Annotated in this window: 18 protein-coding genes; 16 read left to right on the forward strand and 2 right to left on the reverse strand. The window is 36.0% G+C overall.

Going from position 1 to position 19352, the window contains the following annotated elements:
- Window positions 1–36: 36 nt before the first annotated feature.
- The 13 genes from CW357_RS12570 to CW357_RS12630 all read left to right on the forward strand — a co-directional run bounded on the left by CW357_RS12570 (window position 37) and on the right by CW357_RS12630 (window position 11669).
- On the forward strand, window positions 37–579 hold the full coding sequence (locus CW357_RS12570; protein ID WP_119416708.1) for a T6SS immunity protein Tdi1 domain-containing protein: 543 nt from the start codon (window positions 37–39) through the stop codon (window positions 577–579).
- Between the two features lie 272 nt (window positions 580–851).
- Window positions 852–2021: an HNH endonuclease gene (locus CW357_RS12575; protein WP_124218229.1), complete on the forward strand. Its 1170-nt coding sequence runs from the start codon at window positions 852–854 to the stop codon at window positions 2019–2021.
- Between the two features lie 6 nt (window positions 2022–2027).
- Entirely contained in the window at window positions 2028–2513 is a 486-nt protein-coding gene (locus CW357_RS12580; protein ID WP_119416706.1) for a DUF6985 domain-containing protein, read from the forward strand.
- Window positions 2514–2766: 253 nt separating this feature from the next.
- Complete coding sequence (locus tag CW357_RS12585) at window positions 2767–3840, forward strand: hypothetical protein (protein ID WP_124218230.1); 1074 nt, start codon at window positions 2767–2769, stop codon at window positions 3838–3840.
- A gap of 111 nt (window positions 3841–3951) precedes the next feature.
- Window positions 3952–4149, forward strand: coding sequence for a hypothetical protein (locus tag CW357_RS12590; protein ID WP_124218231.1), 198 nt, complete (start codon window positions 3952–3954; stop codon window positions 4147–4149).
- 19 nt (window positions 4150–4168) lie between these two features.
- Window positions 4169–4564 carry a hypothetical protein gene (locus tag CW357_RS12595; protein WP_124218232.1) on the forward strand — a complete coding sequence of 132 codons (396 nt, stop codon included), beginning with the start codon at window positions 4169–4171 and terminating at the stop codon, window positions 4562–4564.
- A 230-nt stretch (window positions 4565–4794) separates the two neighbouring features.
- Entirely contained in the window at window positions 4795–6072 is a 1278-nt protein-coding gene (locus CW357_RS12600; RefSeq protein WP_119416703.1) for a pre-toxin TG domain-containing protein, read from the forward strand.
- 10 nt (window positions 6073–6082) lie between these two features.
- On the forward strand, window positions 6083–6301 hold the full coding sequence (locus CW357_RS12605; RefSeq protein ID WP_119416702.1) for an HNH endonuclease: 219 nt from the start codon (window positions 6083–6085) through the stop codon (window positions 6299–6301).
- Window positions 6302–6316: 15 nt separating this feature from the next.
- Window positions 6317–6757: an SMI1/KNR4 family protein gene (locus tag CW357_RS12610; protein WP_124218233.1), complete on the forward strand. Its 441-nt coding sequence runs from the start codon at window positions 6317–6319 to the stop codon at window positions 6755–6757.
- Between the two features lie 232 nt (window positions 6758–6989).
- Complete coding sequence (gene lpdA, locus CW357_RS12615; RefSeq protein WP_124218234.1) at window positions 6990–8339, forward strand: dihydrolipoyl dehydrogenase; 1350 nt, start codon at window positions 6990–6992, stop codon at window positions 8337–8339.
- Window positions 8340–8366: 27 nt separating this feature from the next.
- Window positions 8367–9359: a thiamine pyrophosphate-dependent dehydrogenase E1 component subunit alpha gene (locus CW357_RS12620; RefSeq protein ID WP_119416699.1), complete on the forward strand. Its 993-nt coding sequence runs from the start codon at window positions 8367–8369 to the stop codon at window positions 9357–9359.
- 21 nt (window positions 9360–9380) lie between these two features.
- A complete protein-coding gene (locus tag CW357_RS12625) occupies window positions 9381–10412 on the forward strand; it encodes an alpha-ketoacid dehydrogenase subunit beta (protein WP_124218235.1) in 1032 nt (343 codons plus the stop codon).
- Between the two features lie 12 nt (window positions 10413–10424).
- The gene (locus CW357_RS12630; protein WP_124218236.1) at window positions 10425–11669 is read left to right on the forward strand and encodes a dihydrolipoamide acetyltransferase family protein; all 1245 of its coding nucleotides are present in this window, start codon (window positions 10425–10427) and stop codon (window positions 11667–11669) included.
- Between the two features lie 207 nt (window positions 11670–11876).
- Here the strand turns inward: CW357_RS12630 and CW357_RS12635 are convergent, their stop codons facing one another.
- Window positions 11877–13241: an aspartate aminotransferase family protein gene (locus CW357_RS12635; RefSeq protein ID WP_124218237.1), complete on the reverse strand. Its 1365-nt coding sequence runs from the start codon at window positions 13239–13241 to the stop codon at window positions 11877–11879.
- Window positions 13242–13288: 47 nt separating this feature from the next.
- Entirely contained in the window at window positions 13289–14824 is a 1536-nt protein-coding gene (locus CW357_RS12640) for a CoA-acylating methylmalonate-semialdehyde dehydrogenase (protein WP_124218238.1), read from the reverse strand.
- 495 nt (window positions 14825–15319) lie between these two features.
- On the opposite strand from CW357_RS12640, the gene CW357_RS12645 reads away from it, so the two are divergent.
- Genes CW357_RS12645 through CW357_RS12655 form a run of 3 tightly spaced genes read left to right on the forward strand, consistent with a single transcriptional unit; the run spans window position 15320 to window position 19350 of the window.
- Window positions 15320–16561: a Zn-dependent hydrolase gene (locus CW357_RS12645; protein WP_124218239.1), complete on the forward strand. Its 1242-nt coding sequence runs from the start codon at window positions 15320–15322 to the stop codon at window positions 16559–16561.
- A 13-nt stretch (window positions 16562–16574) separates the two neighbouring features.
- The gene (gene hydA / locus CW357_RS12650) at window positions 16575–17978 is read left to right on the forward strand and encodes a dihydropyrimidinase (protein WP_119416693.1); all 1404 of its coding nucleotides are present in this window, start codon (window positions 16575–16577) and stop codon (window positions 17976–17978) included.
- Window positions 17979–18006: 28 nt separating this feature from the next.
- Window positions 18007–19350 carry an NAD(P)-dependent oxidoreductase gene (locus tag CW357_RS12655; RefSeq protein ID WP_119416710.1) on the forward strand — a complete coding sequence of 448 codons (1344 nt, stop codon included), beginning with the start codon at window positions 18007–18009 and terminating at the stop codon, window positions 19348–19350.
- The last annotated feature ends 2 nt before the right edge of the window (window positions 19351–19352 follow it).

A 19352-nucleotide genomic window follows, 5' to 3' on the forward strand; every position in this document is an offset into this window, starting at 1 on the left:
AGAGCTCTTACTACTAATATACGAGGAGATTTATTTATGGAAAAAACATTAAATGATTTTAAGTTAAATAGTATGGTTCCTAGTGAAATAATAGAAAAATATAAAAATCTTGTTCCAAAAGAAATAATAGATTTGTGGCAAGAATATGGATTTGGAACATTTATGCAAGGATATTTTAAAAGTGTTAATCCAGAAGAGTTCATTGATATTTTACAAGAGTGTAGTCAAAGATATACGGATTCTGTAGTGTTATTTGCTACTGGAATGGGAGATTTAGTATTATGGGCAGACGGTTATGTAAGATTGCTTAATTTTAGATACGGAGTACTTAAAACAGTTATGCCAAACTTTTTATATTTTTTCAAAAGTCTGGATTCAGAAAAGTTTCGGAATGAGTATTTAAAGTGGAACCCATATCCTGAAGCTGTTGAAAATTGGGGAGAACTTTCCTATGAAGAGTGCTTCGGCTATACACCTCTATTAGGTTTAGGTGGAGCAGAAAAAGTAGAGAATCTAAAAAAAGTCAAACTAAAGGAACATATTCTTATTATTACTGAATTTATGGGACCAGTTCAGTAAAGGTTAGGTGCCAGGTAGTAAAACAATTCTGAAAATNCTGAAAATAAGCTACAAATGAAGTCTTTAATTTCTTCGGAAGTTGAAGACTTTTTAAGTGATAATCTTTAAGTACGAGTTAAACAATTAGAAAAATCATTCATACATTTTGAAATAATCTATTCATCCAAACAAATCATTTTATAAGAAATCACTTTCAATTACGAAAAGTCCGAGCGGGACAAGAGAAAAAGGAATTTTGGTTTAACCTGATTGCAACAGGTGTGGTAGTCGGTTTGGCTATTGTTTGTCCACCCGCAGGCTTAGCCGCAGGGGTTATTTATACGACCATCGACGCGGTAGGAGCAGTCAAAGGAGAAGACCTCATTTCAGGCAGAAAACTGTCTGATGAAGAACGACTAACGCGTGGTGCATTTGCGATAGTACCTGGTGCCGGTGGGCTAGCAACAAAATCTTTACTAAAGCACAGGCCAGCCCTAGGAACTGTTATGAAAACAGCGATTACAAAAACACAACAAAAAGTATCCACTATAGCAGTGAACAGTGTGAAATCGGTTCAAAAATCGGTGGAACCGATCATTAATGAGGCCAAACAACGTGCTGCGATAAAGGCTGCTTCATCAAAATCCGCGTTTTCAACAAAAGTAGAAAACGCCATAAAACTCGGAAAAACACACGTAGATCAACTGAAATTTGCCGTGGCTCATCCTATTCTTTCCACAGTGACATCAAAGGCAGGACAGAAAAGTATTCGAGGAACTGCTAGTATTATTGATAATGTCAAAAGACCAGTTTATATAAAAAGTATGGAAGTCATTGGCGGACCGAAAATACCTGTTGGAATAGAACGTGGCCCTTCGGAAGATGTATTTAAGAATAAAGCCGAGGACTTAATTTATAGGATGCAGGTGAAGAAGGATGCTATAAAGAAGGAAACTAAGGGTACGGGTAAGGATAGGCAGATAAACTATACTAGAGGTTTTGACGTAGAGCCTAAGTATAGCTCTTATGAGCAAAGGGTAAAAACCACACCTGTTAATAAAGGTGAATGGAGTAGCGAACGAGCAGAGTCGTTATTTATCTCCGATAAGACCGGGGAAGTTAAAAAATATCTTGATGAAGCTGGTGTTGACGGAGTTGAGTACAAAAGCGGAATGCCAGACTTTCCACCATTTTCCAAAGGTGAAATAAAATTAGAAAACATGACTAATGATAGAAAATCAAATTTTTCAACTGCTGATGAAGAATTGGCTAAAAAGTGGAGTACACCAGATAAAAAATGGACAGCAGATGATGTAGCTGATTGGCGAGAAGATAATAAATATACTTGGCATGAACTTAATGACTTGGAAACAATACAATTGGTACCTAGTAAAATTAATAGTGTTTTTAAACATTTGGGTGGAGTTGGCGAATATAATATAAAAGTTAAGTTAGGAGAGTAATAAAGAATGACAATAATTAATGATGATTTATTTGGAAAACTTGAATATAAAAATAATTTCTGGAGAGGAAAAACAACTATTAGAATGTTTGACTTGGAGAAAGATATACTTTTAAGTATTGATGCACATGAAAATGCTGATTTTTCAAATGTGCAAAGAGAAGCATTTATTAACTTTAATCAAGATATGAAAAACATAATACGTGAGGCAGAAAAGCAAGTTTACGATTACTATATTGAGAACTATGAAGAGTATAGAGAGATGTTAGGTAATGAATCAGAAGCAGATAAATTAGCACCAAAGATTGATTCTATTTCAGATTTAAAGAGAATAGTGAAACCAGTTGAATTAATTGTAAGAAGAATAAGAAAGAATGGAAAAAGAAGATTAGGTTTACTTTGCGATGTCTCCTGGGATATTGACAATGGAATGGGAATAAAGATTGAAGATGAAATGGTAGAAGAGGTAGGTTATCAAGATATTGTATTATAACTGACAATATATTATAAGTTTAGTTTAGGTGCCAGGTACCAAAACAAAATTTATGTGCCAGGTACCAAAATAATTCAGAAAATAAGCAACAAATGAAGTCTTTAATTTCTTCGGAAGTTGAAGACTTTTTTTAAGAGATTATCTTTAAGAAAGATAGCTAAACAATTAGATCATCAGCGCTTCCTACATATAGACATAATCTATTCATCTAAACAAGTACATTTCATAATAACTCTCCGATGAAGAACGACTAATGAGAGGTGCATTTGCGATTGTCCCTGCGGCCGGTGGACTAGCGGCAAAATCCTTATTAAAGCACATGCCAGCTCTAGCAACTGTTATGAAAACAGTAACTAAACCAGTGGATGATGCTATTAAACCGATCAAGAGCACCGTCCAAAATATCGCTTTATCAGGAAAACAATCTGTGAAAACGGCGATTACCAAAACACAACAAAAAGTATCCACGATAGCAGTGAACAGTATGAAATCGGTTCGAAAATCGGTGGAACCGGTCATTAATGAGGTCAAACAACGTACTGCAATAAAGGCTGCATCAACAAAATCCGGGTTTTCAACAAAAGTAGAAAATGCCATGAAACTTGGAAAAGCACACGTAGATCAACTGAAATTTGCCGTGGCACATCCTATTCTTTCTACAGTGACATCAAAGGTAGGACAAAAAAGCATTCGAGGAACTGCTAAATTTATTGATGACGCCTTACGACCTGCTCATATAAAAAGTATGGAAGTCATTGGCGGTCCGAAAATACCTGTCGGGATTGAACGTGGTCCTTCGAAAGATGTATTAAAGAATAAGGGAGAGGACTTAATTTCTAAGATGCAGGCGGGGAAGGATGCGTTATTAAATAAAAAAGATCCTAAAAAATTTGATTCCTTTGCTACATTAATGAATAAGGAAGATGCAACGAGATATAATCAATTCTGGGATAAAACGGAAATAAATATGAATACACAAGATCGTGTCGCTACAAATTCACAAAGTCCAAATAGCTTTGTAAATAGTATACTTCCGAAGAAGTTAAAGGAACATAATCTAAGTTACGATGATTTTACAAACTTACGGTTAAAACCTGATTACCAGTTAAACGAAACGGAGCTAAAAATAATACAGGATATTCGTAATTCAGTTGTTCGTCCAGATAGCAAGACACCATTAATTAAGAATATACACGCTAATGACATTCAGAAATATCTTGACGGTAAGTATACGACAGTTAGAGGTTTTATTGCAAAAGCTGAAGATAGTGCACATATACATGACTACAATCACGTAAGGGAATCCATGAGATTAGACTATTCTTAAATCGTTAGACCATATCCTGAGGATGGAAATGCATATGGTTATATTGAATTTAAGGCAAAGAATACGGAAAGTCTGTCACCTGAAATTTTAGAAATTCCTTATGGTGTAAGTATGAATCATCCCTTTAGTGGCTGGAAATATAACGAATGGCCATGGACGGGGAATGGTTTTACTTCGTCAAGAAATGGGGAAGTTATTCCTGAGTGGACCGCAAATAAGGAAATCATAATTAAAAAGGGTGCAAAACTGCATAGAGTAATAGATGGAAGAGACGAAGTAATTGCAATATTTGATGGTGAAACATTTTAATTATTATGAGGTGAATAATATGTTGAAATACGGGGATTATGGCAAATACAGAAATAAAATTTATAAAATAACAGTTGATATGGACGATAATATTTTTATTATGACTAGGGATAGTGATAAAATTGATAAATCCTTTAAAGATCCCAATAATACTGGTCTTTTTGAGAAAATTGTAAATGCAAACGAACTTACAGATTGTATAAGGATAAAACCCTACGGAATCTTAAATGGCGAAAAACTGGAGATTTTAAAAGAGAGAGAGAATGAATATCAAGTTGCGACAAGTGATTTATTGATTGGGACTAAATTGAAATTACCTAGAATCGATAGAGATTTATGGATGGGTTGGGTTCCAAAAAGTGATGTAACCTTAATAGAAGATAAGAAACCATTTAATCCCAATGATTTAGTTTGAAAGATTAGATGCCAGGTACCAAAACAATTCTGAAAAAAAGCTACAAATGAAGTCCTTGATCTCTCGGAGATTAGGGGCTTTTTCTTAAGCCTCTAACCTACTATCAAGAAGACAAACTGATTCGTCAAAACTATTAAAAACTATATAGTTATGCCAAAGGAATTGGTAAAATTATAGATGGAAAGGTAGATACGCCCTTTTATAACGCAATCGATGAATATATTCAAAAGATGGCCGATTTAAATGTAACTGCGTATCAAACGGCCAATACGATTAATGTAAAAGAAGGTTCCTTATTTCCAGGTGCGAAAGATAAAATCACGCTAAATGATTTATATGAAGCAGATACAACTTATTCTGAAAAACTCAAAACAGAGTTCAAAACTTGGAAACTTCAAAATCCTAGTGAAACAACATCGGATGAAGATTATCGTACAGCAGCACTTAATAGTGGCGCATTTGAATACGAAGGAATCCGAGCGGGACAAGAGAAAAAAGAATTTTGGTTTAACCTGATCGCAACAGGTGTGGTAGTCGGTTTAGCCATAGTTTGCCCACCAGCAGGACTAGCTGCAGGGGTTATTTATACAACAATCGATGCGGCAGGCGCTATCAAAGGAGAAGACCTCATTTCAGGAAGAAAACTATCCGATGAAGAACGACTAATGCGAGGTGCATTTGCGATAGTACCTGGAGCCGGTGGACTAGCCGCAAAATCTTTACTGAAGCACATGCCTGCTCTAGGAACGGTAATGAAAACAGTATCTAAAACAATGGATGATGCCGTCAAACCGATTAAAACCAAAGTGGATCACCTGACTATAACGGGAAAGCAAGCTTTAAAAACAACGGTGGCAAAAACACAACAACAGGCATTGAAAGCTACTGATAGTGTAAGATTGGTTAAACAAAACCTTACCTTAACAGGGAAGCAAGCGCTAAAGACAACACACAAAAAAGTATCACAGGCTACTAATAGTATAAAATCGACCAAACAATCAATAGAATCTTCGATTAACAAAACAGTAGAACACGCCAAAAAACTTGGAAAAGCACATGCAGATCAACTGAGATTTGCCTTGTCTCATCCAGTTATTGCCACATTGACATCAAAAGCAGGACAAAAAAGCATTCGAGGAACTGCAAGTATTATTGATGCCGTCAAAAGACCAGTTTATATAAAAAGTATGGAAGTTATTGGCGGACCGAAAATACCTGTTGGAATAGAACGTGGCCCTTCGGAAGATGTATTTAAGAATAAAGCCGAGGACTTAATTTCTAGGATGCAGGCGGAGAAGGATGCTATAAGGGGTACGGTGGGTAAAAATCCAGAGATAGTAAAGTTTACAGAGGAACAATTAGCTACTAAACCTCCATATTCCAGAGGCCCTGTAAAATGGCAGAAAAAAGGTGGGGAAATTGAAATTGATGAGGAAGGAACATGGACTTATATTGATTGGATATTCCTCCAAATCGAGTTTCTTATCCTGGGGTTTTCCGGATTTTAAGTCTGCTGGGTTGGTAAGACAAGAAGTTCAGATAGGTAAGTTTAATAGATATGATATTGATTTTGCTAAGGCGGATGAATTAGCTCCAGATGGTCCAAAATTAGATGAAAACACCTGGCACCATCATCAAGATTTATCAACATTGCAAGAAGTTAATAAAGAGATGCATAGAAGATTTCGACATATGGGTGGAATGTCGTTAGCTAATTCTAAGAAATTAAAAGATTAAATGGGAGTGAAATAAATAAATTTAAATGCTTTTGGTAGAGCATCAGATGAATCGATTGAAGAATTGGAAGAGTTTTTAGGCTTTTTACTTCCGAAAGATTATAAAAAATTTTTAAGTGAATATAACGGAGGAACTTCGAAAGTTAGGTATAGTAAATTTTTTGTTAAAGAATTAAATCAGGAAATTCCATTAGATGTATTGTACGGAATAGATGTAAAAAGAACTTTTGATTTAAGTGAATGCTATAAAGAATTTGAAGAAGACATGTTGCCAAAAAGTTTAATAATAGGAGATGATCCGGGTTCAGGATTAATTGTACTCAATAATGATACAGAGAATGATGGTGTATATTATTGGGATCACTCTTTTTACTTCCCACAATCTAATGAAGAAGAAAATACTAATAAAATAGCTGATAGCTTTGAGGATTTTATTAATGGATTAAAGAACCCTTGATTATAGATTTGGTCCCAGACATCTAGATAATTCTAAGCTACAAATGAAGTCTTTAATTTCTTCGGAAGTTGAAGACTTTTTTTAAAACACAAAAAGTTCGACATATGTATGATTAATTTAGTTTTTATTGTCGAAAAAATGGAAGTTTTTAGACATTTATTGTTGTGGTTTCACTAATATGTTAATTTGAAAATGTAATCGGTAACATCAATTGAGATGAGGTGATGCATAAATGAAAAGTTTTGATCTTACTATTATTGGTGCAGGTCCTGGTGGTTATGTAGCTGCAATTCACGCCGCAAAGTTGGGTATGAGAGTTGCCCTTATCGAAAGAAACAAAGTAGGGGGAACATGCTTAAACGTTGGTTGTATCCCATCAAAAGTGATGTTAAAACATAGCCACCTTGCTTTAGATATACAAAAAGCAAATGCTTGGGGTATTGAAACGAATATTGAACAGATTAACTTTAAAAAGCTAAAAATGAGAAAAGATCAAATAGTGAATAGTCTTATTTTAGGTGTCCAAGGATTGATTAAAAAGAATGCTATTACTTTAATTGAAGGCGAAGCAAGGGTTGATCAACGAAATACGGTTACTGTCGCTGGTAAAAGTTTTTATTCAAAAGATATTATTCTAGCAACAGGTAGTAAACCATATGTTCCGCCGATTAAAGGTTTAGAAAATATTAAATATGAAACTACTGATACATTTTTTGATTTAGAAGAACTACCAAAGAAGTTAGTCATTATCGGTGGTGGTGTAATTTCTGTAGAGTTGGCGTTTAGCCTTGCTCCTTTAGGAACAGAAGTAACAATATTAGAGGTTGCACCAGATATCTTACTAACAGAAGACGAAGATGCAAGAAATGTAATCAAAGACAAAATGAATAAGATTGGTATTCAATATAAAACAAATGTAAAGATCCAAAGCGTTCGAAAAAATGAAGTTGAGTTAGATAACGATGTAGTCAAATTTACAAATTTACTTGTTGCAACAGGAAGACAACCAAATATTGAAATTGCAGAATCTTTAAATTTAAAGATGGAAGGCAGATTTGTAAAAGTAAGTCAGTATTTTGAAACATCTCAAAGTCATATATTTGCGATTGGAGACTTAATAGGGGGATACCAGTTAGCGCATGCAGCATCTGCAGAAGGTTTGCATGCAGTAGATTATATTCATCGTGGACAAGTGGAAACTTTGAAATTACAGAATATTCCTAGATGTGTTTATACAATTCCTGAAATTGCTTCCTTTGGATACTCTGAAGAAGATGCGATATCTGCTGGATATAAGCTTATAAAGGTGAAAAAAGTTCCTCTTTCAACCAATGGGAAAGCAATGGCAGAAGGGAATACAGAAGGATTTATCAAAATAATTGTAGATCAAGAATTTGGTGAAATCTTAGGAGCAGTAGTTGTAGGAGAAGGTGCTACAGAATTGCTGAACGCTATCTTGGCTACATATAGTGCAGAAGGGACGATATATGAATTGTCTGACGTTATTTTCCCGCATCCGAGTATTTCTGAACAAATTGGTGAAACCGCAGATGCTTTTCTAGGCACAGCGATTCATGTATAGATTGAACATTAAAAGGAGGAATTCAGGATGACAACAAACAAAGCATTACAAGATGTACAGTTAACGGAAGAAAAGGCTTTATGGGTTTATGAAACAATGAACAATATTCGAAACTTCGAAGATACATTGCATAAACATTTTTCAGCTGGACTGATCCCTGGCTTCGTACATTTATATGCAGGTGAAGAAGCAATTGCAACAGGTGTATGTGCTAACTTGACTGATGCTGATTATATTACTTCTACACACCGTGGTCATGGTCATTGTATTGCAAAAGGATGCGATATCAACGGTATGATGGCTGAAATCTATGGACGTGAAGATGGCTTGTGTAAAGGTAAAGGCGGCTCCATGCATATTGCAGATGTTGACAAAGGGATGCTGGGTGCAAATGGCATCGTAGGCGGAGGATTCCCGATTGCTGTTGGAGCTGGTATTACAAGCAAATATTTGAACAATCAAAGCGTTGCAGTTTGTTTCTTTGGAGATGGTGCATCTAACGAAGGTACATTCCATGAAGGAATCAACATGGCTGCATCTATGAAACTACCAGTAGTTTTTGTTTGTGAAAATAATGGATTTGCGGAAGCAACACCAATTCGATATTCAAGTGCTTCGAAAACAATTGCTGATCGAGCAAAAGCATATGGTATTCCAGGAATTAGAGTGGATGGAAATGACTTAGTAGCAGTTTACACTGCTGCAAAAGAAGCAATTGATAATGCTCGTGCGGGTAAAGGGCCAACAATTATTGAATGTGTTACGTATCGTAATTATGGCCATTTCGAGGGCGATGAACAAAAATATAAAACAAACAAAGAAAAGAAATTACATCCAGTAGATAAAGATCCGATTAATCTTTTCAAGGAATACGCAATTGAAAATAATTTGTTGACTAAAAAACAATTGACTGCAATTGAAAAGAAATCTGTAAAAACGATTAAAGAAGCAGTAGAATTTGCACAAAATAGTCCAATTCCAAAACCTGAATCATTACTAACAGACGTATTCGCTGACTAATAAAAAAGGAGTGTTGAAATCATGACAAGAAAAATCACGATGATGCAAGCGATTAACGAGGCAATGCAAACTGCTATGGAAAATGACGACAAAGTTATTTTAATGGGCGAAGATATTGCTGGTGGAGCTAAAGTAGAAGGTTTTGAAGATCAAGATGCATGGGGGGGCGTATTTGGCGTCACGAAAGGACTAGTTCAAAAATTTGGAAGAGAACGAGTAATTGACACACCAATCTCAGAGAATGGTTATATAGGTGCTGCAGTTGGAGCAGCTGCAACGGGATTACGACCAGTAGCTGAATTAATGTTCAATGATTTTATAGGTTTCTGTTTAGATATGATTCTATGTCAGGGGTCAAAAATGCGTTATATGTTTGGAGGTAAAGCACAAATCCCTCTAACTATTCGCACAACACATGGAGCAGGCGCAAGTGCAGCCGCTCAACACTCACAATCTTTATATGGAATGTTCGGTGCGATTCCGGGAGTTAAAGTAGTTGTACCATCTAACCCATATACAGCAAAAGGTTTACTCCTTTCCGCAATTGAGGATAATAATTTAGTTATCTACTCAGAAGATAAAACACTTTATGGCTTGAAAGGTGAAGTTCCTGAAGAATATTATAAGATTGAAATTGGAAAAGCACATATCGAACGAGTAGGATCAGATTTGACCATTGTAACGATTGGTAAAATGTTTTATGTCGGTTTAGAAGTAGCAGAAAAATTAGCTGAAGATGATATTGAAGTAGAAGTTATCGATCTCCTTACAGTAGCACCTTGGGATCAAGAAACGGTACTTGAATCAGTTAAGAAAACAGGTCGCTTAATCGTTATTGACGAAGCAAATCCTCATAATAACACAGCCACAGATATTGCTTCTGTTATTGGTGATAGAGCATTCGATTATTTAGATGGTCCGATTAAAACAGTTTGTGCACCAAATTGTCCTGTACCATTTGCCACAAATTTAGAGGAACTATATCTCCCGAATGCTGCAAAAGTACTTAAAGTTGCAGATGAACTTATCTTTGATTTAAAAAAAGTGAAGTAGGAGGCGACCGTCATGGCAACAGAAGTATTAATGCCTAAATTAGGACTAACAATGACAGAAGGTACTGTACAGGAATGGTATAAAAAAGAAGGCGATCCCGTAAAAAAGGGTGAAGTCATTTGCCTGATTGCTTCTGAAAAACTAACGATGGAAGTGGAGGCAGAAGCAGATGGTTTTTTAACCAAAATTATTGCGGAAGTCGATGAAGATATCCCTGTAAAAGGACTAATTGGAATTATAAGTGAAACTGCAGATGAACCAATTTCTGCTGTCGTACCAGAAAAAGTGATACATGAAATTGTATTACCAAAAGTTGAAAACATCGGCCAACAAGAGACATCTAAAAGACTAGAAGGTGAGAGGATTTTTGCTTCACCTTTAGCGAAACGTTTAGCAAAAGAATACGGTATTGAGCTTCAATTTGTTCGTGGTACAGGAGGGAATGGTAGAATTACAAAACGTGATATTGAGCGAGTACTAGATCAAGGACTAGATGATACAATTGAAATAAAAGTGGCTTCTATTCCTGAAGAAAAACAAGTTGAAAAATTGGAAGCGGCGGAACTTAACGTTGGGGAAGGTTTAGAAGGCATGCGTAAAGTCATCGCTCAACGTATGCATAATAGTATTACATCAACTGCCCAATTAACCTTGCATCGTAAAGCATCATTAGATAAGCTCACAAAGTTTCGCAATAAATTAAAAGATAAATTACAACAAGCAAATATAGAAATACCAATTACTTATACAGTATTTGTTGCACGAGCAGTAGCATTAGCACTGAAGAAGAACCCACAAATGAATTCTACTTATTCTAATGGTTCATATATAGAACATAATGAAGTACATTTAGGGATTGCTACTTCCGTACGTAATGGTTTAATAGTGCCAGTTGTTGAAAATGTTGATATGTTAACTCTATCGTCTATTGCAGAGGAAATTACTACTGTTACGGAAAAGGCAAGAAATGGTGAAAGTGGTGCATATCTAACTGGTTCTACATTTACTATTACAAATCTAGGCACAAGTGGTGTGGAATATTTTACACCAATTTTAAATACCCCTGAAACAGGAATTCTAGGTTTAGGAACTTTAGTAAAAGAAGTGAATATCAATAAAAAAGGTAAACCTTATTACGAACAAAAAATGCCTTTAAGCTTAACATTTGATCATCAAATTATTGATGGAAGTGAAGCTGCTGCATTTTTAGCAGATGTTGTTTATTATTTAGAAAATCCAATGTTATTAGTAATCTAAAAGTTGGTATTGTATTAATTAAAGAAGAAGCTTATTTGACGAAAATATCAAATAGGCTTCTTCTTTTGTTTTAAAACATTATGAAGGTTGAATATTTCAATAAACACAATATATGTACTTAGCAACAACTAGTCTCTAATTTTAAGCAATAAAAGGTTGATCCATTTGTTGGATCAACCCAATAAATAATGCAAAAAATTCTTATTCTTATAATGAATCTATATTTTCAATACTATTAACAACAGTAGCAATTACAGTATCAATATCCTCCTGAGAGATATTCAATGGTGGTGAAAGAGTTAAGACATTATTAAAACCAGCAACTGTAGTGCCGTTTTTTCCAATTATAACGCCATTTTTCTTACAATCTGCAATGATAGCATTTATTTTGTCAGCAGCCAATGGTTGTTTTGTTGACTTGTCAGAGACGAGTTCAATGCCGATTAAAAGACCTTTTCCTCTAATGTTTCCTACATTTGGGTGTTCATCAAGCTTTTCATGAAGTGTTGAAAGAACTTCTGCACCTTTAACCGCAGATCTTTCGAATAGTCCTTCACGTTCAAAAATCTCAATATTTTTAAGCGCTACTGCGCAGGAAACTGGAGAACCGCCGAAAGTATTTACATGGCGGAAGTAATCATATGCATCTGTACCGGTAAATGCTTCGAAAATTTCTCGTTTTACAGCGGTAGCAGAAAGAGGTAAGTATGCACTTGTAATTCCTTTTGCCATTGTCACAATATCTGGCTGTACTCCGTAATTCATAAATCCAAAAGGTTTACCTGTGCGGCCAAAACCACAAATAACTTCATCAACAATCATTAGTGCCCCATGCTTTTTACATACACTCTCAATACCTTTTAAATAATTATCGGGAGGCAGAATGACGCCACCGCCTGTAATAATGGGTTCTAAAATCATAGCAGCAATGGTTTCACTAAATTCCCACGTCATCGTTTGATCTACTGCCTGAACACTTGCTAATTGTTCAGGGGGAAGTGATGAGTCTTCAGGTTGACGGTATGAATCTGGAGGAGCAACGTGAACAAAACCGGGGGACAGTGGTTCGTATTTATATTTGCGTTCTGCTTGACCAGTTGCAGCCAATGCCCCAAAAGAGCTACCATGATAGGCTCGATATCTAGAAATAATTTTATACCTTGAAGATTCGCCTTTTTGTTGGTGATATTGTCGAGCGATTTTAAATGCAGTTTCGTTTGCTTCGGAACCACTATTTGAGAAGAAGACGACATAGCCACCTCCAAGCATGTCGTTGATTTTCTCTGCTAGTTCCACTGCAGGGACATGCCCTTGTGAAAGAGGAGAATATGGATTTTTTGTCATTTGGTCATATGCGGCTTTTGCTAATTCTTCACGCCCATAGCCAACGTTTACACACCATAATCCTGCCATCGCATCGATATATTGTTTGCCATCAGTATCGACAACCCTTGCACCGCCAAATGATTGGTCCACTACAAAAGTTGCTTCTGGGTTATAGGGTTTCATAGAATGCCAAACATATCGTTCATCTTTCTCAAGGATCTCCTTATTAGTATTTGTTTTGACCAACAGTTTTTCACTCCTTTAGTAAGGGATAGCCTTCTTCGTGTGAAACTTTATTCTTTTGGTTTTATCTCATCATTACTAGGAAAGGCAAATGAAGTTGTTGTATCTTCTGTTTCATCTGGCCATCTTTCAGAAATGGTTTTTGCCTTAGTAAAGAAACGAGCTTGGTCTGGCCCAAACATATGACCTTCACCGAATTTTGAACGTTTCCAACCACCAAAGTTGTGATAACCAACTGGAATTGGAATTGGTACATTGACTCCAACCATTCCCACTTCAATTTCTTCTTGGAATTTACGAGCAGCAGGACCACTGTTTGTGAAAATGGTGACACCGTTACCTAGCTCATGATCATTAATCAAATCAATTGCTTGTTGTAATGTTTCCACTCCTACAACGATTCGAGCAGGTCCAAATACTTCTTCTTTGAATATGGTCATTTCAGGTTTTACATTATGAAGTAATGTAGCACCTAAATAGAATCCATTTGAGTTTTCACTTATCTCCGGTTTTCGGCCATCAACAGCAAGACTAGCACCTTCTTCAAGTGCAAGATCGATATGTTTAATGATGTTTTCTTTCGACTGTTTAGTAATGACTGGTCCAAAGTCTACTTCTGGATCTGTATAAGGTCCCACTTTTAAGTTAGCGATTTTTTCTTTTAAGATTTCGATGAATTTTTTTTCAGTATCAGCACCAACAGCAATGGCACCAGAAATAGCCATACAGCGTTGTGAAGCTGCACCGTAAGCTGCTCCAAGGAAGGCATTAGCAGTTTGTTCAAGGTTTGCATCTGGCATTACGATCATAAAGTTTTTACCACCACCAAATGCAGCAACGCGTTTATTGTGCTTTGTTCCTGTTTGATAAATATACTCTGCAACTGGAGTTGAACCGACAAATGAAATCGCTTGAATATTATCGTTTTCTAACAGTTCATTGACAGCATCTTTATCTCCATTGATAACTGTCCAGACTCCGTTAGGTAATCCTGCCTCTTTCCACAATTTGCTTAAATATAAAGCTGAAATCGGTACACGTTCTGATGGTTTTAGAATAACAGCGTTACCAACTGCAACAGCCATACTTGTAATCGCTAGTGGTACCATGACAGGGAAGTTAAATGGGGCAATACAAGCTACAACACCTAAAGGTGACTTTGCAGAGTAAGCGTTAATATTACCACCAACATTTACGGAATATTCTCCCTTCAACATTTGAGGTGCTGAAATTGCCATATCAACGGACTCAATACCGCGGAGAATTTCACCTTTTGCATCTTCTCTTGTTTTTCCGCTTTCTTCACAAATCACATCAATCAGCTTTTCTTGGTGTTCAACTAACAGCTGACGGAAACGATAAACCACTTCAACTCGTTTACCAATCGCGGTATTTTTCCATCCAGGATACGCTTTTTTAGCAAGTTCGATTGCGTCTTGCACTTCTTCTTTTGTAGCTAACGGTACTTGAGCTATTACTTCACCAGTAGATGGATTAAAGACATCTGAATAGCGGGAACTTACACCAATTACTTCTTCACCGTTAATAAAGTGAGTTAATGTTTTTGCTTTTTGTTCAACTGTCATATTAAAAGCACCTCTTCTTATAAATTTGATTTAATTATTTTGCAATATTCAATTAGCATTCATTGAATGGACTTTCACTTTATATCTAGTTTTTCATTGCTGAAAATAGAACTATTTTGTTCTTTAATTACTTTTACTTTACGTTGAGTAATAAGGTAATCGTACAAAAATAAGAATTTATAAAATTTGATAAACGTTGAATCGATGAAGAACATAGGGATTAAAAATGCAGGTCATAACAATAGAGTTTATGCTCCTTGCAAAAAATTTAATTGAAAGTTCAGAGGAATTAAAGTGAAACTTCATCAGTGGGAATTTAATAATGTTAAAACTATATAGTATAAAATCATATTTTTATAAATACCTTCATACTATTTAACTACCCTAAAAAGGTTGAAAGGCTATTAAATTAATACAAATATAAATTACTGAAAATTCAGACTTAAATTAACTTGAAAGCTAATACAGGATTAAACAAATTGAGGAGGTAATCTCATGTATTCGTGTAACAAGAGTAGACTTGAAGAATTACTAAATGAGTTCAGTTCGTTTGGCAAGACACCTAACAATGGTGTAACAAGACTTTGCTTTTCACAAGAGGATTTGCAGGCGAGAGATTATTTTCGTAAGTACTGTGAAGAATTGGGGTTAGATGTGGTGTGGGACGATATGGGGAATATGTATGCAAAACTTGATGGGAAAAAGGACATTCCCCCCATCGTTATTGGCTCCCATCTTGACTCGGTCGAAAAAGGTGGAAGGTTTGATGGCGTATTAGGCGTTTTAACTGGAATTGAGGTTGTAAAAACATTAATAGAACATAAAGAAGAGCTGGAAGCACCTATTGTTGTTATGAATTTCACAAATGAAGAAGGGGCACGATTTGATCCAGCTATGATGAGCTCAGGAGTATTAGCAAATAAGTTCGATAAAGAAAAAATGTTATATTCGAAGGATAAAGACGGAGTGACATTTAAAGAAGCACTTGAAGCAAGTGGCTATGTTGGTAAAAAATCAAATCGATTGAAGAAAGCGCTTTCTTATCTTGAGTTGCATATTGAACAAGGGCCTGTTCTTGAGAGTGAACAACTTGAAATAGGGGTCGTTGAAGGTGTTCTTGGTATGGTGTGTTATGAAATAACGATTACTGGTCAATCAAATCATGCAGGTACCACACCAATGAAGTTAAGAAAGGATCCATTCTTTTTAGCGACAGATTTAATAACAGAAATGCGAAAAAAACTAGATAAGATTGATGATGCGCTTGTTTATACAATGGGACGTGTAAATGTAACACCTAATATTCATACAGTAATACCCAATAAAGTGGTGTTTACGTTAGAAGCACGTCATCAAGACCCAGCAAAAATAAAAGAAGTAGAAGAGGTCATCTTCAGTTTACCTGAAGAGCAAGCGGGATGTAGTGTATCCTTTGAAAAACTATGGAGTCGAGATACCGTTCAATTTGACGAGTCACTTTGTAGTCTAATTCAAAATGCATGCGAGGAATATAGTTATACGTTCAAACGTATGTATAGCGGAGCAGGGCATGATGCACAATTCATCGCAAGTTATATTCCATCAGCTATGATTTTCGTACCAAGTGTCAATGGTAAAAGTCATTGTGAGGAAGAGTTAACAAGCTTTGAGGATTGTGTAAAAGGAGCAAATGTTTTATTGCGTACGGTACTTGCTTTACAAAGAAATTTGTCTAAACAAGAATCGAAAACAATGTAAAGGGGAAAAACGTATGAAAAAAATTATTACAGGTGGAACAATTGTAACAGCAGCTGATCAGTATGAAGCAGATGTATTAATTGAGAACGGTAAAATTATAGAAATAGGACAAGCGATTCAATCAGAAGATGCAGAAGTTATTGATGCCACTGGCAAATTTGTTTTTCCAGGTGGAATCGATCCGCACACTCACTTAGATATGCCATTTAATAACACAGTAACAGATGATGATTGGGAATCAGGAACGATTGCAGCTGCCTTTGGAGGTACTACTACAATACTTGATTTTTGTTTAACTACTGGTGAAGCAAGATTATTAGATGCGGTAGATAAATGGCATGAAAAAGCAAAAGACAAAGCAGTTATCGATTATGGCTTCCATTTGATGATAGCAGATTTAACAGAAGAAACGTTAAAACAGCTTCCAGAAGCACTTGAAGTTGCTGGTATTAACTCAGTAAAAGTATTTTTGGCCTATGCAAAAGAATTCCAAGCGACAGACCGTACATTATTCCAAGCGTTTAAAGTGGGAAAAGAAAAAGATGCTATTGTAATGGTACATTGTGAAAATGGTTCGGTGATCGATGAACTAGTGGAAGAAGCAAAAGCATTAGGGCACACAGAACCCATTTATCATGCGCTTACAAGACCACCCCAATTGGAAGGGGAAGCAACAAAACGTGCAATTGAGTTAGCAAATCTTGCTGGTGCAAAGTTGTATGTAGTACATGTAACTTGTAAAGAAGCAGTAGATGAAATTATCCGGGCACGAGAAAAAGGCTATCAAGTCTATGGTGAAACATGTCCCCCTTATCTAGTACTAGATCAAACAGCTTTAGAAAAGCCGAATTTCGAAGGGGCAAAATATGTTTGGTCACCACCTTTACGACCAAAAGAACATCAGGAAGTACTTTGGAATGCGCTAAAGGCAAAGCAATTACAGACAATTGGTTCTGACCAATGTTCTTTTAGTTTTAAAGGTAAAAAGCAACTTGGTAAGGATGATTTTTCGAAAATACCAAACGGTGGTCCATTCATCGAAGATCGTTTCAGTGTTCTTTATTCAGAAGGGGTAGTGAAAGGAAGAATTACTATCAATGAATTTGTTGATATGGTATCGACTAGTGCTGCTAAAACATTTGGATTATTTCCACAAAAAGGAACGATTGCAATTGGCTCAGATGCAGATCTGGTCTTATTTGATCCAAATGTGGAGCGAGTAATTTCATCGGAAACGCATCATATGAATGTAGATTACAATGCCTTTGAAGGTCTAAAAGTAAAAGGCGAGCCAATTAGTGTATTAAGTCGAGGAGAATTTGTTATTAAAGACAAAAAGTTTGTTGGCAAGCTCGGAAGCGGTCAATATATTCGACGTGAAGTGAAAAAAGATGAAAAAACAGTCACAGCAAAATAAAACACAACAAAATAACGGGGGGAAGGCTATGAAAGAGTTGAGTTCATTAGAAAGGAATTTTGATGAAGCATATAGTGGTCTAACACCATACGCTGCTCTTGAAGAAGCAAACCGATGTTTATTTTGCTATGATGCACCGTGTATTCAAGCGTGTCCAACAAGTATCAATGTACCAAGTTTTATAAAGAAAATTGCATCAGGAAATTTAAAAGGATCCGCTAAAGTCATTTTAGATGCCAATCCAGTTGGTGCTAGTTGTGCCCGCGTTTGTCCAACAGAAGAACTTTGTGAAGGGGCATGTGTGCTCAATCATGCTGAAAAGCCTATAAAAATTGGTGATTTACAACGTCATGCAACTGATTGGGCAATGGTAAATGACATAGAATTATTTGAATCAGCACCTAATAACGGTAAGAAAATAGCGATTATTGGTAGTGGACCTGCAGGATTATCTGCAGCCCGTGAATTACGACGATTTGGTTATGCTGTCACTATGTATGAAGCAGAAGAGAAGGCAGGAGGATTAAATCAGTATGGTATTGTTTCATTCCGACTTCCTCAACACATCGTACAATGGGAAGTAGAACAAGTAAAAAAGCTAGGTGTAGATATTAAAACCAATCATCGAGTTGGAGATAATATCTCCGTTGAAGAACTCATCAATAACTACGATCGTATTTTACTTGCTGTTGGTATGAATACTGTACCTATGCTTGGAATTGAAGGAGAAACCTTAAATGGTGTGTACGATGCTATTGATTTTGTAAAAAGTACTAAGCGTACAATTACAAATGATTTAATAGGTAAAAGTGTAGCCGTTATTGGTGCAGGTAATACAGCAATCGATGCAGCTACATGCTCTGTTCGTTTGGGTGCGGCACAAGTACAAATAATTTATCGCCGTACAATAAATGAAATGACTGCCTATCCTTTTGAATATGACTTTGCAAAACAAGAAGGTGTAGAATTCCGTTGGTTATCGTTACCAAAACGAATTATTGGTGATGAAGAAGGGAATGTCATTGGATTAGAATGCGTGAAAATGGAATTAGGCGAAGAAGTAGATGGAAAAGCAAAACTCCATGAAGTGAAAGATTCAAATTATATTATGCAGGTAGATGCTGTTATTCGCGCAATCGGACAAACACGCCATCAGGCTTTAATCGAACAGTTTGGACTAAAGCATAATAGTGGAATTGTTGAAGTTGATCCAATAACTTTGCAAACATCCAACCCAAAAATCTTTGCTTGCGGGGATGTTATTTATGGGAATGGTTATGGAGATGCCACTGTTGTATCAGCTGCACAACAAGGAAAAGATTGTGCAAATATCATTCATCAACAATTTAATAATATATCCGAAATCGCGTAATT

This window comes from Rummeliibacillus sp. TYF005 (assembly GCF_003844195.1).
Lineage (GTDB): Bacteria > Bacillota > Bacilli > Bacillales_A > Planococcaceae > Rummeliibacillus.

Bases quoted from the DNA above. Each gene is read 5' to 3' on its own strand.
- CW357_RS12570 (WP_119416708.1), top strand. From the start codon at position 37: ATGGAAAAAACATTAAATGATTTTAAGTTAAATAGTATGGTTCCTAGT.
- CW357_RS12580 (WP_119416706.1), top strand. From the start codon at position 2,028: ATGACAATAATTAATGATGATTTATTTGGAAAACTTGAATATAAAAAT.
- CW357_RS12585 (WP_124218230.1), top strand. From the start codon at position 2,767: ATGAGAGGTGCATTTGCGATTGTCCCTGCGGCCGGTGGACTAGCGGCA.
- CW357_RS12590 (WP_124218231.1), top strand. From the start codon at position 3,952: ATGAATCATCCCTTTAGTGGCTGGAAATATAACGAATGGCCATGGACG.
- CW357_RS12595 (WP_124218232.1), top strand. From the start codon at position 4,169: ATGTTGAAATACGGGGATTATGGCAAATACAGAAATAAAATTTATAAA.
- CW357_RS12600 (WP_119416703.1), top strand. From the start codon at position 4,795: ATGGCCGATTTAAATGTAACTGCGTATCAAACGGCCAATACGATTAAT.
- lpdA (WP_124218234.1), top strand. From the start codon at position 6,990: ATGAAAAGTTTTGATCTTACTATTATTGGTGCAGGTCCTGGTGGTTAT.
- CW357_RS12620 (WP_119416699.1), top strand. From the start codon at position 8,367: ATGACAACAAACAAAGCATTACAAGATGTACAGTTAACGGAAGAAAAG.
- CW357_RS12625 (WP_124218235.1), top strand. From the start codon at position 9,381: ATGACAAGAAAAATCACGATGATGCAAGCGATTAACGAGGCAATGCAA.
- CW357_RS12630 (WP_124218236.1), top strand. From the start codon at position 10,425: ATGGCAACAGAAGTATTAATGCCTAAATTAGGACTAACAATGACAGAA.
- CW357_RS12640 (WP_124218238.1), bottom strand. From the start codon at position 14,824: ATGACAGTTGAACAAAAAGCAAAAACATTAACTCACTTTATTAACGGT.
- CW357_RS12645 (WP_124218239.1), top strand. From the start codon at position 15,320: ATGTATTCGTGTAACAAGAGTAGACTTGAAGAATTACTAAATGAGTTC.
- hydA (WP_119416693.1), top strand. From the start codon at position 16,575: ATGAAAAAAATTATTACAGGTGGAACAATTGTAACAGCAGCTGATCAG.
- CW357_RS12655 (WP_119416710.1), top strand. From the start codon at position 18,007: ATGAAAGAGTTGAGTTCATTAGAAAGGAATTTTGATGAAGCATATAGT.